The following is a 16,232-nucleotide window of genomic DNA, read 5'->3' as shown; positions in this document are numbered from 1 at the left end:
TGCTTAGTTCAACTACTTACCATTCGATTAAAAACGAACAAGTAAGGGCTGAGCTAAAAGACTCAATCTCCCTTTAGCCAGCCCTTTTTCCTAAATGTTGCTAAACTTTATTACGCCCTCTCCCTTTCACGAGCTTTATTACCAAAACGACAACAGCAATAATCAATAGAAAGTGTATGATTCCCCCAGCAATGTCCAAAACCAACCCTAACACCCAAAATAGTAGTAATGCACCTATAACTGTCCAAAGCATATTTTCAGCCTTCTTTCTGCTTTATTTTAATTTCTTAGAATCTTTAGTTGTTTTGTTCCCGAAACGTTGTGAGGATAAACTTTTAGAGTCAAGCGTATCTGACGAATATTAAATTTAAGCTGTTTTGTATACAGACTTCCAGATATATGGTATATTTTTTCACTAATTCTTATCCGATTAGCTATGTGCTCAAGTTAGAAAAAGGGTGTGTGATACAGTTGAAATTGCAGGTAACAGATATTGTTTCGAAAAGTATATTAACACCTGGAAAAGGGCAATTAGACGATTATTCGCATTCTTTGAACCCATATGCCGGCTGTGCTTTCGGGTGTTCCTATTGTTATGTAAGGCAGCTGCCTGTTTCCCTATATCGCGAAGAGGACTGGGGAACATGGGTGGATGTGAAGACCAATGCAGCTGAACTATTAAGAAAAGAATTGATAAGAGCTAAGAAAAAAGGTCCGGTCAATATCTTCATGTCTTCTGCAACCGATCCATACCAGCCGATAGAGGCGAAAACTAATTTAACAAGAAGTTTGCTGGAAGTAATGCTGGAAGAGCAGCCGGATTTCTTATTTGTACAAACCCGTTCACCGTTAGTAAAACGGGATATCGACTTATTTAAACAATTCGGCAATAAGATTAGAATTTCGTTGACGATTGAAACAGATAAAGAAGAAATCAGAAAGGCCTTTTCACCTTCGGCTCCGCCCATCCCCGCCAGAATGAAAGCATTAAAAGAGATATCCGAAGCGGGCATCCTGACGCAAGCTACCATCTCCCCTCTGTTACCTTGTTCAAGAGAATTCCCAAAGAAACTGAAAAACATTGCTAGCCGAGTAACGTTGGATGATTATTGGATGGGAGATGGAAGCGGGGGAAGACGTACCGAGAAGTTAGGTATCTATAAAATATATCAACAAACGGGCATGGAAAAATGGTTTAATCCGACTGCTTATAAAGTAGTTCTAAAAATGCTGCAGGCGGAGCTTGGTGAAGTGGGTCTTTCTAAGGAAGGCTTCAGACCGGGACAATAAAAAAGGTTTCTTCATCGCTCGTAAAATTCAATAACCGCTCGTAAATCTGGATAATCGCTCGTAAAATTCAATAACCGCTCGTAAATCCGGATAATAGCTCATAAAATTCAATAATCGCCCGTAAATTCAAATAATAATAGCTCATAAAGTTCAAGAATCACTATTACGATATCAGCCGGCTGCACGGAGAACCGACAACCAGCAAAACTAGGCCATTATCGCACAAATGTGTCCAAAGTGTGAAAATCCATTTACTAAATCATTTGAAATAATAAAAAAACTTTGACACTTTCTGCGTTCATATAATATGATTAATTTAACTAGTTGAATCGTTCTCCTAAAGGGGAGTAGCTTTTACAACAAAGTCGTCATTTCGGAGGTAACACTCCCGGCTTTGTTGGCAACGTGACGTTGTTAGCAAGACCTTTACCGATTGGTAGAGGTCTTTATTTGTTTTTAAAGCCTTTGCCATATCATGGCGAAGGCTTTTTAATTTAGAAAATAATGGCCTGGAGATGGCTTTTCAACTTAATTAACTACGAAGGATTGGAGAGATGATGTCATGAAAAGAATGAAAAGGTCTTTTTCTGAATTAATGCAGAAAAACAAAGAAGAGCTTCTGAAAGATAAATCGCAGCTCGAAAAAATTGAAAAGCGTGTAGATGAAAAATACGCAAAAAGCTTAAATAACTAATAATCCAGGAGGATAATCATTGATACTGAGAAAATACATGTCTCTTTTAGGCATTGGGTCTGCAAAAATCGATCTTGTACTGGAACAGGAGGCATATAAGCCTGGCGATCCGGTTCATGGGTACTTCCATATCAGAGGCGGTACCATCGAGCAGCAATTAAAACGAATTGACTGTGATTTGGTAGTAGCGGATAAAACAGAAATGGAAAAGGTCATTGATTCAAGAACGATTCTGACCACAACGCGTATTAATGCGGAAGAATCGAACAAGATCTCTTTCGCCTTTCAACTTCCGGCTTCTGTTTTGGCTTCGACGGAAGAAATATCATACCGTTTTAGAACAAGGCTCACTTTTAACGAAGGTGTACACAGCAGTGACCAGGATATGATTCAAATCGTCCAGTAACCAAGTTCAGATGAAAAAGGTGATCGTTTGTTCAAGTTTATAAAAAGAATCGGGTTCATTCTAAAGTTCTGGAAGTTCATCCCTTTCCTCATCGACTTTTTCAAATCAAAAGAGGTGGAATCCTCTAAGAAAACGCTGGGAATCTTACTCGTTTTGACATATGCGTTTTTTCCTTTTGATTTAATTCCGGATTTTCTGTCTTTGGTCGGGATCATCGATGATGTGGTTATCGCGGGATTTGTCTTTGAGAGAATGGTCAGAATGGCTCCGGATTCACTTAAAGAAAAGCATGGCTTTATCTGAGAATACAAATAATAAAATGTAAAGAGGAGTAATGTAATGGATGTTTCGCTTTTATTAGAATATGGATGGGTATTATTGCTTTTAATTGGTATTGAGGGACTGCTGGCAGCGGATAACGCGCTTGTATTAGCCATCATGGTTAAGCATTTGCCGGAAGAAGAGCGAAGGAAGGCACTGTTTTACGGTCTTGCGGGTGCATTTGTGTTCCGTTTTGGTTCCTTATTTGCGATTTCCTTCCTTGTCGATGTATGGCAGGTGCAAGCGATAGGTGCTCTTTATTTGTTATTTATCGCCTTTAACCATATATTCAGGAAGCTCATTGTGAATAAAGGAAAAGAAAAGGCTGAGGAACAAAAGGAGAAGAAGAAGTCAGGGTTCTGGGGCACTGTTTTTAAAGTGGAATTAGCTGATATCGCGTTTGCGGTCGACTCCATTCTTGCGGCCGTCGCCCTGGCAGTGACACTCCCAAATACAAACCTTCCGCAAATCGGCGGACTGGACGGGGGTAAATTCCTAGTCATCTTTGCCGGAGGTATGATCGGTCTGATCATTATGCGTTATGCTGCGAATTTCTTTGTTGATTTACTTCATAAAAAGCCAGGCTTAGAAGTAGCGGCCTTTATGATCGTAGGCTGGGTAGGGGTGAAGCTATCGGTCTATACATTATCCCACCCGGAGCTTGCCGTATTGCCTGAAGGGTTTGCAAGTTCAACTGCGTGGAAGGCGACATTCTATATAGTGCTTCTATCGATCGCGGCAGGCGGTTGGTTCCTATCTAAGGAAAAAAAAGAGTTGCCTTCTGAAAATGTACTGAAGTAAATTTATTTGAAGTAAGCTGGTAAATTCGATAAGGTTTAAATATACAAGCTTATATATCCTGCATTGTATTAGCTTTGGCTACACACAATGCAGGATATACATTTGTGCAAGAAATGAATAAAATGGCTTATAATATGAAGAATACAGAAGAGCCCTAATATATTATTATGTAAATCACCTGGAGGTTGGATTTTTTGGGAACTGAAATATTGGTACTTGTCGTACTGATAATTTTAAATGCGTTTTTTGCGGCATCTGAAATTGCGTTAATATCACTAAATGATAATAAAATTAGGCTAATGGCTGAGGGTGGACATAAAAAAGCCAAAATGCTTCAGAATCTTCTTTCCGAACCAAGCAGATTTTTGGCTACTATTCAAATCGGTATTACACTTGCCGGTTTCCTGGCAAGTGCCTTCGCTGCTGGAAGCTTTTCAGGGAGATTGGCAGAAGTCCTACTTGAACTCGGTGTGCCGCTTTCTGAAAGTTTACTGGAAACGATATCCGTCGTGGTGATAACCTTGGTGTTATCCTATTTTACGCTGGTAGTCGGCGAACTCGTACCAAAAAGGCTTGCGTTACAAAAGTCGGAAGCCATTGCTTTTTTCGCCGTAACCCCATTGACGATTTTATCTAAAGTTTCTGCTCCTTTTGTTAAGTTATTAACCCTATCTACAAATCTTATCGTTCGTCTATTCGGTGTGGATCCTAATGCCGAGGATGAGAACGTAACCGAAGAAGAAATTCGGATGATGGTTGACGTCGGTAAGGAAAAAGGAACCATCCAGGAAGCAGAAAAAGTGATGATCAACAATATTTTTGAGTTTGACAATAAAACAGTGTCCGATATTATGACACACCGGACAAGCATTGTTGCAATTCCCATATCTTTCAGCTTAAAAGAGACTGTCCAGGTGGCAAATGTGGAAAAATACACGAGGTTTCCTGTGTATGAGGAAAATATCGATCATATCATCGGGATCCTGCATTCAAAGGATTTGATCCAGTTTGTCGAAAACTCTGATGATGGACAATTTAACCTTAGAGACATGATCCGGGAACCTTTCTATGTTCTTGAATCACAAAAGATCGACCATTTGTTTAAAGAGATGCAAAAAAACAATGTGCATATGGCGATTGCCATTGATGAATATGGCGGAACTGATGGAATCGTTACGATAGAGGATCTGATCGAAGAAATTGTTGGAAATATTTTTGATGAATATGACGAGCTTGTCATCGATGATGAGGAAATCAGGGTACTTGACGAAAATACGTATCTGATTGGCGGAAGAACCAATTTATATGAAGTTGAGGATCTTTTGAAAATAGAATTACCAAATCAGGATTATGATACGTTAAGCGGCTTTGTTATCGGTCAGCTTGGGTATATACCTAATCCGGATGAACGACCGGCCGTCGAATATGAAGACATCGTCTTTACAGTGGAAGAAATGGATGATAGAAGAATCATCAAAGTAAAAGTACATGTTAAGGAAGATGATGAAAGTATCGGTGGCGAGGAATAATTAGTTTTAATGAAAGCAGACCATTACGTTGGGTCTGTTTTTTTGCGCAATAAAATACTTATTTCTCACATCTTATGTCTATACCAATAATGGCAGTCCTCCATAAGATAAAGGACAAGGTGTGGAATGGAAAGAGGGACCTATGTCCAGGTTGTCCATTCCAAAGCTTTCAGTCTTAGCCAGATGATTATAAGGAGGACTTACTAAGCGTGGAGGAATCAACAAATTACCTTGGGATACTGGCTACTCCCAAACCAACCACTCCCCCTTTTTCAAGAGTAGAGTATTATCAATTTTTATCAGTGGAAGGCAGTAAAAGGGGATTGCCTGTTTATATATTTTTGCCGGATCAGGTGAGCTACCAGAAAAAAACGATAATAGGTTATCGTTACTCACTAGAAAATTCATGGGAAAAATCAAGATTGCCTCTCCCTTCTGTTGTTTATGATTGTCTTTGGGATCGGATGAGGTATCAATCTCAGGTAAAATGGCTTAAATCCCAACCGGGCATTACTTTCCTTAATCAAATACTGGTTGACAAAATAAAAATATTCGATACTCTTTTGCAATACGAGGAATGGGCTGCTTATTTACCGCCCACTAAGTCGATTACCTCTATACAAGTCATAGCTGATATGCTTCATGAATATGGTTCCATTATCATTAAACCAGTTCATAGCGCAGGTGGGAAAGGCGTTATCAAAATCATTTCAAAACAAGATTTTCATCTGGCAGAAGGAAGAGACCTCAAAAATCACATCTTTCGAAAAAAATTTCCCAATAGAATCGGTCTATATCAATGGATTCGTAAATTGACAAAAGTGAAAATGCTCGTTCAGCCTTACCTTGAATTCTCAACTCCTGAAGGTTCCCCTTATGATATACGGATACTTGTAAAAAAGGATAAAAAAGGAGAATGGGTAGAGACAGGGAGGGCTGTACGTTCCGGTGTATTGAATGGGTTAACCTCCAATATAAGCGGAGGTGGAGCTGCATATGCCGTCATGCCTTTCTTGGAAAGGCTATTCGACTTAGAACAAAGAATGATAATCGAGGAAAAGTTAAGCTATATCGTTCGAAATCTACCTCCTTTCTTTGAAAGCAAGCATGGTCGAATGGTTGAACTTGGGCTTGATATCGGCATAGACAGGGAAGGGAATGTATGGATTATTGAAGTGAATACAAAGCCTGGAAGGGAGTCGTTCAGGAAAATTGATAACGGAGATAAATATGAAACGGCTTTATTATCTCCACTTGAATATGCGCAGTACCTTTTAACGAAAAAATGAAACATGCGAGGCTCTATCATGTATACTTATCGTAAAGAAAGGTTTTTGTGGAGTTGAAAAAATGGTAACCATTGATGATATTGCAAAAATTGCCGGTGTTTCAAAGAGTACGGTTTCACGATTTTTGAATGGTGGTTCCATTAGTGAAGTTACCAGGAGAAAAATTGAAAGTGTTATTGCTGATACCGGGTATTCCCCTAATAAATTTGCACAAAGTTTAAAAGCCAAAAAGACAAATATTATTGGCACAATCGTACCCCGTCTGGATTCGTTTGCTACATCGCAAACGCTAATTGGAATTGATGATCAGCTTAGAGATCTTAACTGCCAGATGGTCATCTCCAATTCCAGCCAGGATTTATCTCGTGAAATCGAAAATATTCATAATCTGGCCAAACAAAAGGTGGCGGGCATTATTTTACTTGCCGCGGAAATCACCGCTGATCACATAGAGGCCTTTAAAAAGGTTGAAATTCCGGTCATATTGGTTGGTCAACAGCATGATCAATTTCACAGTGTCATTCATGATGATTTTGAGGCAGCCTATGAGCTCGGGGGATATATTCTTGAAAGAGGCCATCGAAAAATCGCCTATTTGGGAGTTACTGAGAAAGATATCGCAGTAGGGGCCAAGCGGAAAAAAGGCTTTAAGAAAGCGGTCGAAGCAAGAAACGATTGCAACGTACATTATTTCGAAACAAGCTTTAAGATCGATGATGCCGTTAAAAAAGTGCCTGGGATCATTGAAGAGTGTAATCCTTCTATCATCGTCTGTGCGACAGATAATATTGCATTAGGTGTGCTTAAGGCGGCATATTCAATGGGGTTGCGTGTACCGGAAGACTTATCCATTACGGGATTTGGCGGTTATGATATTACAGGGATTACATATCCGGGCATCACGACGGCTAAATTTTTTTATAAAGAGGCGGGTCAACTCGCTGCTAGAAATATTATTCAGCTTGTGCAAGGAGAAGAATTAAATAAAATCACACTTTCCACATTTAAAATTATCGAACGAGAAAGCGTTGACAAAAAAATATATTAATCTTATAATCTATTTGAAACCGGTTCCAATGTTTTTTCTCATTAAATGGAACCGGTTCCGTAAAACAGAGTTTTTTTTAAATGAAAATGGAACCGGTTCCAATTATCTAATATAAAGAATGAGGGAGAGAATCAGATGAATTATACCAGCATTGCTCAGGAAATTTTAGTGGCTATCGGCGGAAAAGAAAATGTTGATGCTGCAGCACACTGTGCGACAAGATTACGTTTAGTTTTACATGACGAAGATCAGATAGACCAGGCTAGACTGGATGAGATGGACGAAGTAAAAGGGACTTTCTCAACAGGAGGGCAATATCAAATTATTCTTGGATCAGGGACAGTAAACGAGGTCTATAAGGAATTCGCCAAGCTGACAGGTCAATCCGAGATGTCAACGAAGGAAGTAAGCAAAGCGGGAGCAAAAAAAATGAACCCGCTTCAGAGATTCGTTAAGATGCTTTCCGATATTTTCGTGCCGATTATTCCGGCGATTGTTGCCGGCGGTCTTCTAATGGGATTGAATAATCTATTGACGGCCAAGGACTTTTTCATAGAAGGGCAATCATTGATTGAAGCCTATCCGAATATCGCGGATTTAGCAGCGTTGATTAATACGTTTGCGAATGCCGCATTCGTTTTCTTGCCGATTTTAATTGGCTTTTCGGCGACGCAAAGATTTGGAGGGAACCCTTACCTCGGGGCAGCACTTGGAATGTTGATGGTCCACCCGGATTTACTGAACGGCTATGGCTATGCGGATGCTGTCGCAAAAGGCGAAGTGCCGGTATGGAGTATTTTTGGCTTCGATATTGAGAGGGTTGGCTATCAGGGCAGTGTACTTCCTGTTTTAGTTTCTTCATTTATCCTTGCCAGGATTGAAACCTTTTTAAGAAGAAGAGTTCCTTCTTTTCTTGATAACTTAGTAACACCGTTGTTGGCGATTTTCATTACAGGGGTACTGACATTTATGTTTGTTGGACCAGTTACCCGGAGTGCAGGGAACCTTTTGACTGATGGTCTTGTATGGCTATATGATACGACTGGTTTTGTCGGCGGGGCTTTGTTTGGACTGGTTTACGCGCCGATCGTTATCACCGGTATGCACCACAGCTTTATCGCAGTGGAAACACAGCTTCTGGCTGATATCGCTAAAACGGGAGGCTCTTTTCTATTCCCGATTGCGGCCATGTCCAATATAGGTCAGGGAGCGGCGACACTGGCGGTGCTTCTTCTCACCAGGGATGCCAAGGTAAAGGGAACGGCTTCCGCAGCGGGGATTTCAGCGCTTCTTGGCATTACAGAACCTGCGATGTTTGGAGTTAACTTGAAATTGAAGTATCCTTTTATTGGAGCCATTGTCGGAGCGGCGGTAGGTTCCGGATTTGTTACATTGTTCAAGGTGAAGGCAATCGCTTTAGGGGCTGCCGGTCTTCCGGGGATTATTTCGATTAAACCTGGCACGATTACTTTCTATATTATAGGAATGGCCATTGCCTTTGCGGTTGCATTCCTAGTAACAATCATCCTCGGTAAGCGTGATGCCAGAAGACAAAAAGTAAGTTAATATTAAAAAAAATGGCGGGGGAATCGGAGGAGCGGATTCTCCTCCTTTCATTTAAGGAGCAAAAGAGATATGGAATGGACAAGACAACAACGTTATCGCCGGCTTGAGGACGAGAGCCCGGCAGTGATCCAACAATTGACGCACCAAGTAGAAATGTGTCCATGGCGTCAAACTTTTCATATTCAGCCTCGTACAGGTTTACTGAATGACCCAAACGGATTTTCTTATTTCAACGGATATTATCATTTATTCTATCAATGGTTCCCGCTAGGGCCGGTGCACGGCTTGAAATATTGGTACCATATGAAATCGAAAGATCTGGTGAATTGGGAAGATGCAGGCATTGGGATTAAGCCGGGAGAGCGTTATGACAGCCACGGAGCTTATTCCGGAAGTGCGATTGAACATGATAAAAAGCTTCATCTGATTTACACTGGAAATACACGCGATGAAAATTGGGAAAGACATCCGTATCAGCTTTTGGCTATCATGAACGAAAAAGAAGAGATAACGAAATGGGAGCAACCGGTTATTGCGGAAGTGCCTAATGGATATACAGCCCATTTCCGTGACCCGAAAGTCTGGAAACACGGGGACAGATTTTATGCTGTAATCGGTGCCCAGCGCGAAGATGAAACAGGGTGTGCTGTATTATACAGCTCCCTTAATTTAACAGACTGGAAGTTTGAAGGGGAACTGGAGACGAATCTTCGTGGTTTCGGCTATATGTGGGAGTGTCCCGACTATTTCGAGCTTGATGGACAAGGGATTTTTGTTTTATCTCCACAAGGTCTTCATGCGGCAGGTGATGAATTTCAAAATATTTATCAATCAGGCTATATAATAGGAAAGACATTAAATTTGCCCGATAGAAAGTTTGAACACGGCACTTTCCGCGAGCTCGACAGAGGATTCGATTTCTATGCGCCGCAAACGATGATGGCGCCGGATGGGAGAAGAATCATGATCGGATGGATGGGATTGCCGGAGATCGACTACCCAACGGACAAAAATGGCTGGGCACATTGTTTAACAGTGCCCCGACAATTATCGGTCAAGGACGGAAACCTTATTCAGAAGCCGGTAAGCGAGTTTAAGTCACTTCGAAAAGAAGAGGTGGCGTTTGAGGCTCGTCTCGAAAATGAAGTGAAAACTTTTGATGGCTTCTCAGGCTCAAGATTCGAACTAATGTGTGAAGTCTCTGATTTAAATGTTGAGGAATTCGGCATAGAGTTTCGTGCCAGTGAATCAAAACGAACGGTTATTGAATATAATGCCTTGGAAAAAAAGGTAATTCTTGACCGAAGCGAGTCTGGCGAAGCATTCGGGTTGGAGTATGGAACTTCAAGATCATGCCTTCTTGATGCGGAGAAATTCGTTTTTCATCTGTTCGTGGACACTTCATCGGTTGAAATTTTTATTAATGACGGGGTAGAAGTCTTTACTTCCCGCATTTTCCCGGATGCGGATTGTCAACAGATCCGTTTTTATGCAAAAAAGGGAAGTGTGGCAGTCAGCGCTCGAAAATGGGAACTATAAGTTGCGGATTTCGTGGATCGAGCAGAAACATAAATGATCGAGCAAAAACTAGGATAATCGAGCAGAAAAATAAATAATCGAGCAGAAATACGAATGATCGAACGGAAACAGATAATCAAGTAGAAAATAAACTTCAATAGTGATCCTTAGATTTGAGATCTGGAAAAAACTCCAAAAACCACTCTTAACAACTAAAATTACGTCTAACCACTAAATAAATAATGAACTTTAAAAATTCAAAAGGAGGAGCATCTGAAATGAGCCATTTATATTCACTTGGGGAAGTTCTAATCGATTTTATCCCTCTCCAAAAAGGGAAGGCGCTTAAAGATGTCACATCATTTGAGCGTGCACCTGGCGGAGCCCCTGCCAATGTAGCGGCGGCCGTGGCCAAATTTGGCGGTACAGCTACGATGATTACGAAACTCGGGGAGGACGCCTTTGGAGACTTTCTCATAGAAAAATTGAGCGAAACGGGAGTAAGCACTGACAAAATCCTCCGGACAGCAGAAGCGAATACTGCGCTCGCTTTTGTTTCGTTGCGCGATGATGGCGAGCGGGACTTTTCCTTTTATCGCAAGCCGTCTGCCGATCTTTTGTTATCTGAAGATGAGATAAACAGAGACTGGTTTACAGTAGGGGACATTTTGCATTTTGGATCGGTTGATTTAGTAGAAAGTCCTATGAAATATGCGCATGTTAAAGCGATCGAACAGGCTAACTCAAAAGGAAGCTTGATCAGCTTTGACCCAAATGTCAGACTCCCTCTGTGGGAAGATCCAGAAAATTGCAGGCAAACGATTCTCGCTTTTATCCCTAAGACTCATATTTTAAAAATATCGGATGAAGAATTGCCATTCATCACGAACATCCACCATCAGGAAGAAGCTATCCAATCTTTGTTTGTTGGAGATGTTGCGGTCATCATTCTTACAAAAGGTGCGGACGGTGCTGATTTATATATACAGAGAGAGAAATTTCAATCCAAGGGATACACTGTGAATGTTCAGGATACAACCGGTGCCGGGGATGCTTTTATCGGAGGCTTTCTCTATCAGCTGTTGGAACGGCATGTAAACCAAGCCAATCTGGTAGAAATTTGTGCAACAGGCCACAAAGAGATTCTCGAATTTGCCAATGCCAGCGGGGCACTCACAACTACCGGAAAAGGTGCAATCAGTTCTATTCCTTCTAAAGAAGAAGTCCTGAAACTCATCAACAAAGCAATCTAATTAGAAGGTTCACGCGCCGTCCATACGAGTCAGTCGTTAATAAATTAAAAATCTAATTAGTTTAAAGAGACAGTTATGCTTTAATAGTAAAGCTGTCTTTTTATTTAATTTAAGTTCTACTGAAAACAGTGTGACCAAGCTAAAATGGTTAAAATTTCTTCTGTAAGAAAAAATATTAAATTAGATTAAATTATACTAAAATCATTTCAATAAAATCCGATATAAATAAAATAGTCCTTTTCTACTAATAGTTGTAGAATTTGTTACTAATATACTTGCATGATGCCTATCGCATGTAAGGGTGTATTGATATATCAAAATAAATTTATTGAAAGGGTTAGGTGTGAATACATGCAAAATGGAGTAGCAGTAAAAACGAATGATGGATTACAGCAGAATGACCCTCTGATTAATGCTTTTGTGCAAATTGCACCCCTTCTTAAGGATCTTTTTCCACAGGATTTTAATATCGGGGTGTCGGATAAAGAGAAGCTGTTAAAGGGTATTGGAGGAACCACAATGCCTGCATTGCCAGTCGGGTATATTCTTCAAAGCGGTGATGGAATGTATGAAGCCGCTCATTACAAAAAAATACAGAGAACCATTTTGCCAAAGGAAGTTTTTGGTTTTCCGGTAATAGCAAGTGCGATTCCCCTGCATGATGAGAGTGGAGCTGTAGTTGGTGCTGTTGGTGTTGCAACCAGTATGGAACAATATAATAACCTTTTCGATATTGCGACAAAATTATCCGTAGCAGTTGAACAGGTTAGCGCCACGATTCAGGAATTGGCCGGATCCAATACAAATTTAGCGGGAAATATGCACCAAATTTCGGATCAATCTAATAATGTTTTAAAAAGTGTCCAGGAAATTGAACAAGTAGCCAAGATGGTTAGAGAAGTTTCTGATCATTCGCAAATATTGGGCTTAAACGCTTCTATAGAAGCTGCACGGGCAGGGGAGCATGGCAAAGGATTTTCGGTCGTGGCTCAGGAAATTCGAAAAATGGCCGGAAACTCTAAGGATCATACTGACACGATTAGAGATACCGTTTCAAAAATCGATGGCCTTATATCTAACCTGCACAACTCGATTTCTGTTATTAATTCAGAGTCGGAAAACCAGTCCGCAGCTACGGAACAACTGGCGGCAACCATGCAGGAAATTAGCAGTAACGCCAATTCCTTGGCCGAATATGCAGAGAAAATAGTTAAAGGTGAAATTCAATAAATTAATACCGTGCTAAACGAGTATATCTTAGAGGAGAATTACATATGCAGCGTTATGAAGACTTAAACAAAAGCTTTATCAATGGTGAATGGACTGAAGGGTTAAGTGAACGTACCTATGATATCTTAAACCCTTATGATAATTCAGTTATAAATACGGTACGATTAGCTACAACAAAGCAGCTGGAAGAAACATTTGAAACGGCCAAACAGGCACAAAAACAGTGGGCGAAATCCTCTGCTGAAGAAAGAAAAGCAGTACTTAGAAAAGCAGCCGATTACTTAAAAGACAATCGTGAAGCGATTGTTGATGTGGTTGTTCGCGAGACGGGCGGAACAATCATAAAAGGCCATACTGAAGTTCAGGTGTCGATTGATGAATTAGAAGAAGCTATTATTATCGCCGACGAATTATATCAAGTGAGAGAAGTTCCTTCTATTGTAGAAGGGAAGGTAAACCATGTACATCGCCTTCCACTAGGGGTTATTTCTTCGATTTCACCTTTCAACTTTCCGATGAATTTATCGATGAGGACGATTGCACCCGCTATTGCTCTAGGGAACAGTGTTGTTCATAAGCCGGATATCCAAGTAGGACTTTCAGGAGGATCGATGATTGCGAAAGCTTTTGAAGAAGCAGGACTTCCAAAAGGCGTATTCAATATGATTCTAACTGACCTACAAGAAATTGGAGACGAGATGTTAACGAATCCGGTTCCGGGATTAATTAGTTTCACTGGGTCGACACCGGTCGGAAGACACATCGGTAAGATTGCAGGCGAAAACTTGAAGCGTGTCGCACTCGAGCTTGGCGGAAATGGACCGTTCGTCATCTTGTCAGATGCTGATGTAGACCGAGCTGTCGATGCTGCAGTCTTCGGCAAGTTCCTTCACCAAGGTCAAATCTGCATGATTACAAATCGGATAATCGTCCATCAAGATAAATACGATGAATTTGTTCAGAAATTTGTCGAGAGAGTAAAGGCACTCCCATACGGAGACCCGAGAGATCCGAAAACGGTGATTGGCCCTCTTGTAAATGAGCGCCAGCTTGAAAAAGCAGTAAACGTAGCCGAGGAAGCCATTCGTGATGGGGAAAAGGTTGCGTTAGAAGGAGAACGTATCGGCAATGTTCTAACTCCGTATGTATTTATCGATGTGAAGAATTCTAGTAAACTTGCACAAACGGAAGTTTTTGCCCCAATCGCAACGATTATTAAAGCAGAAACAGATGAAGAAGCGATTGATATTGCGAATGATACCGACTATGGGTTAGCTTCTGCAATCTTTACAAGCGACCTCGTAAAAGGGGAGGAACTGGCCCTTCAAATTGATGCGGGGATGACTCATGTGAACGACCAGACGGTAAATGCCCATCCTAACCTGCCGTTTGGCGGAAATAAAGCAAGCGGCCTGGGAAGATTCGGCAGCCCGTGGATTATTGAAGAGTTTACGGTGACTAAATGGGTTTCGATCCAGCATAAATATCGTAAATTCCCGTTTTAATTAAGTATCACAAATGAATAAATCGTTCATTTTTTAAACTTCCACCTGAAAAAAGCCTGTATTTATGATTAGTCAATAATCAAAATACAGGCTTTTTTATGTGGAAAACACATTCCCATATTACATTAGATTAATGGAAAGTTCTTTTCGTAACGCGGATTCGTATAGTATGGCGGTCGCGGGCCAATCAATGGCATTGGCCAGGTATGGTCATTGTCATAAAGCATCATTACTTTTTCATCTGAATGATTGACTAACAATAACCGGACTTCAGGACTGAATCTAAAGAATTTTTCGTACTGCAAAACGGTAGCCTCCTTCTTTTTTTCCTACCCTTCACCTTATTCAAGGCCTATCAGCATGGAGCAAGTACCGTAGACAATCGGGATGATATTCCAACAAAAGGAATTATGTAGGCATCTTTTTCTGGACCAGGCACTGCGCCCGCTCTTGAAACATACCGTAAAAAGATAAAAAGAAAACTGAATGTGTAGGAGGATTCTCATGAAACATCATTATCAAAAGCATCACATGCATGACATGGAACAAAAACGTCACATGCATGACATGGAACCAAAGCACATGCACCATATGAATGATATGTATGACATGGACGATATGCAGGGCCAAGAGCCAATGTATCAGACGGAGCAAATGCATCATATGGATCCAATGAAACAGATGCACTCTATGGATCCAGTGAAGCAAATGTATCAAATGCACCAAATGGGTCAAGTGCAGCCACAAATGGATCAAATGGAGCCTCCTCATATGCAACAAGTGGAGCAATTGCAGTCTCAATTGCAGCCTCAAATGGTGAAAGGGTATCCGATGACTCCGAACTATGGAAGAATTATACGTTACGAGGATATCCCGCTTAACTTGCCTGAACAGCGCCAGCTCCGCCATCCCGGTTTGGAACGATTCATGGTGCCCCGCCCGATTATTGAAAACCCGAATTATAAAGGAAGCGGAAAACTAAAAGGTAAAGTTGCACTTATTACAGGGGGCGACAGTGGTATTGGTGCAGCAACAGCGATTGCGTTTGCCAAAGAAGGCGCTGACGTTGCGATTGCTTATTTAGATGAACACGAAGACGCGAACCGGACCAAGAGGAGGATCGAGCAACTTGGAGGGCGCTGTATATTAATGCCAGGTGACTTGCGGGATAAGCGGCAATGTGTTGCCATTGTAGAACACACTATGCAAGCATTTGGAAAACTCGATATTCTATGTAACCATGTTGGCATCCAATTCCAGCAATTGGAATTGACTGACATTACTGACGAACAGTTCGATGATACCTTTAAAGTAAACATATATTCTCACTTTTACACAACAAGAGCAGCACTTCCTCATATGAAACCAGGCAGCTCTATTATTAATACTTCATCCGTTGTAACGTATGTAGGGGAGAAGCAGATGATTGACTATACAGCTACAAAAGGGGCTAACGTTGGTTTCACACGAGCCTTGGCAAAGAACGTCATCAAAAAGGGTATCCGCGTTAATGCCGTCGCACCTGGCCGGATTTGGACACCGCTTATTTCGGCAAGTTTCTCAGAAGACCAAGTTGCCGTTTACGGAGCCTTTAATCCTATGCAACGGGTAGCACATCCATTTGAACTTGCGCCAACATACGTCTACCTGGCTTCTGATGATTCACGCTTTGTCACTGCCCAGGTGCTTCACGTAGACGGAGGAGAATCTTCACATTCATAATATTGGCAAGGAATGTACAGCAAGTACTAAACCGATTCCCTTAATCCTTGGGGAATCGGT

16 protein-coding genes are annotated in these 16,232 nt (G+C 41.1%); 14 read left to right on the top strand and 2 right to left on the bottom strand.

The features are described from left to right. Nucleotides 1–100: 100 nt before the first annotated feature. Complete coding sequence (locus LQ216_RS08030) at nt 101–253, bottom strand: lmo0937 family membrane protein (protein ID WP_230128649.1); 153 nt, start codon at nt 251–253, stop codon at nt 101–103. A gap of 218 nt (nt 254–471) precedes the next feature. Between LQ216_RS08030 and LQ216_RS08025 the strand changes: the two genes are divergently transcribed. The 13 genes from LQ216_RS08025 to LQ216_RS07965 all read left to right on the top strand — a co-directional run bounded on the left by LQ216_RS08025 (nt 472) and on the right by LQ216_RS07965 (nt 14,450). Beyond that, entirely contained in the window at nt 472–1,290 is an 819-nt protein-coding gene (locus tag LQ216_RS08025) for a radical SAM protein (protein ID WP_230128647.1), read from the top strand. A 562-nt stretch (nt 1,291–1,852) separates the two neighbouring features. After that, nucleotides 1,853–1,984 carry an FbpB family small basic protein gene (locus LQ216_RS08020; RefSeq protein ID WP_230128645.1) on the top strand — a complete coding sequence of 44 codons (132 nt, stop codon included), beginning with the start codon at nt 1,853–1,855 and terminating at the stop codon, nt 1,982–1,984. A gap of 19 nt (nt 1,985–2,003) precedes the next feature. Further along, nucleotides 2,004–2,390: a sporulation protein gene (locus LQ216_RS08015; protein WP_230128644.1), complete on the top strand. Its 387-nt coding sequence runs from the start codon at nt 2,004–2,006 to the stop codon at nt 2,388–2,390. Nucleotides 2,391–2,417: 27 nt separating this feature from the next. Next, nucleotides 2,418–2,693, top strand: coding sequence for a DUF1232 domain-containing protein (locus tag LQ216_RS08010; protein ID WP_230128643.1), 276 nt, complete (start codon nt 2,418–2,420; stop codon nt 2,691–2,693). Between the two features lie 36 nt (nt 2,694–2,729). Then, complete coding sequence (locus LQ216_RS08005; protein WP_230128642.1) at nt 2,730–3,512, top strand: TerC family protein; 783 nt, start codon at nt 2,730–2,732, stop codon at nt 3,510–3,512. Between the two features lie 194 nt (nt 3,513–3,706). Beyond that, a complete protein-coding gene (locus LQ216_RS08000) occupies nt 3,707–5,041 on the top strand; it encodes a hemolysin family protein (RefSeq protein ID WP_230128641.1) in 1,335 nt (444 codons plus the stop codon). A gap of 209 nt (nt 5,042–5,250) precedes the next feature. Continuing rightward, nucleotides 5,251–6,330, top strand: coding sequence for a YheC/YheD family protein (locus LQ216_RS07995; RefSeq protein WP_230128640.1), 1,080 nt, complete (start codon nt 5,251–5,253; stop codon nt 6,328–6,330). A 61-nt stretch (nt 6,331–6,391) separates the two neighbouring features. Next, nucleotides 6,392–7,378 carry a LacI family DNA-binding transcriptional regulator gene (locus LQ216_RS07990; RefSeq protein WP_230128639.1) on the top strand — a complete coding sequence of 329 codons (987 nt, stop codon included), beginning with the start codon at nt 6,392–6,394 and terminating at the stop codon, nt 7,376–7,378. Between the two features lie 135 nt (nt 7,379–7,513). Then, nucleotides 7,514–8,944, top strand: a complete 1,431-nt coding sequence (locus LQ216_RS07985; protein ID WP_230128638.1) for a sucrose-specific PTS transporter subunit IIBC — start codon at nt 7,514–7,516, stop codon at nt 8,942–8,944. A gap of 69 nt (nt 8,945–9,013) precedes the next feature. After that, nucleotides 9,014–10,483 (top strand): sucrose-6-phosphate hydrolase, encoded by a 1,470-nt coding sequence (locus LQ216_RS07980; RefSeq protein WP_230128637.1) that lies wholly within the window; start codon nt 9,014–9,016, stop codon nt 10,481–10,483. A 257-nt stretch (nt 10,484–10,740) separates the two neighbouring features. Then, entirely contained in the window at nt 10,741–11,715 is a 975-nt protein-coding gene (locus LQ216_RS07975) for a carbohydrate kinase (RefSeq protein WP_230128635.1), read from the top strand. Nucleotides 11,716–12,066: 351 nt separating this feature from the next. Beyond that, nucleotides 12,067–12,945, top strand: a complete 879-nt coding sequence (locus LQ216_RS07970; protein ID WP_230128633.1) for a methyl-accepting chemotaxis protein — start codon at nt 12,067–12,069, stop codon at nt 12,943–12,945. Nucleotides 12,946–12,989: 44 nt separating this feature from the next. After that, on the top strand, nt 12,990–14,450 hold the full coding sequence (locus LQ216_RS07965) for an aldehyde dehydrogenase family protein (protein WP_117307570.1): 1,461 nt from the start codon (nt 12,990–12,992) through the stop codon (nt 14,448–14,450). 125 nt (nt 14,451–14,575) lie between these two features. Here the strand turns inward: LQ216_RS07965 and LQ216_RS07960 are convergent, their stop codons facing one another. After that, complete coding sequence (locus tag LQ216_RS07960) at nt 14,576–14,755, bottom strand: hypothetical protein (RefSeq protein ID WP_117307571.1); 180 nt, start codon at nt 14,753–14,755, stop codon at nt 14,576–14,578. A 442-nt stretch (nt 14,756–15,197) separates the two neighbouring features. Here LQ216_RS07960 and LQ216_RS07955 point away from each other — a divergent pair, with 442 nt between their 5' ends. Next, nucleotides 15,198–16,172, top strand: a complete 975-nt coding sequence (locus LQ216_RS07955; RefSeq protein ID WP_230128823.1) for an SDR family oxidoreductase — start codon at nt 15,198–15,200, stop codon at nt 16,170–16,172. Nucleotides 16,173–16,232 lie beyond the last annotated feature (60 nt).

The organism is Bacillus sp. CECT 9360, from assembly GCF_918741275.1.
Lineage (GTDB): Bacteria > Bacillota > Bacilli > Bacillales > DSM-1321 > Peribacillus.
This window is presented reverse-complemented; position numbering and strand designations above follow the sequence as displayed.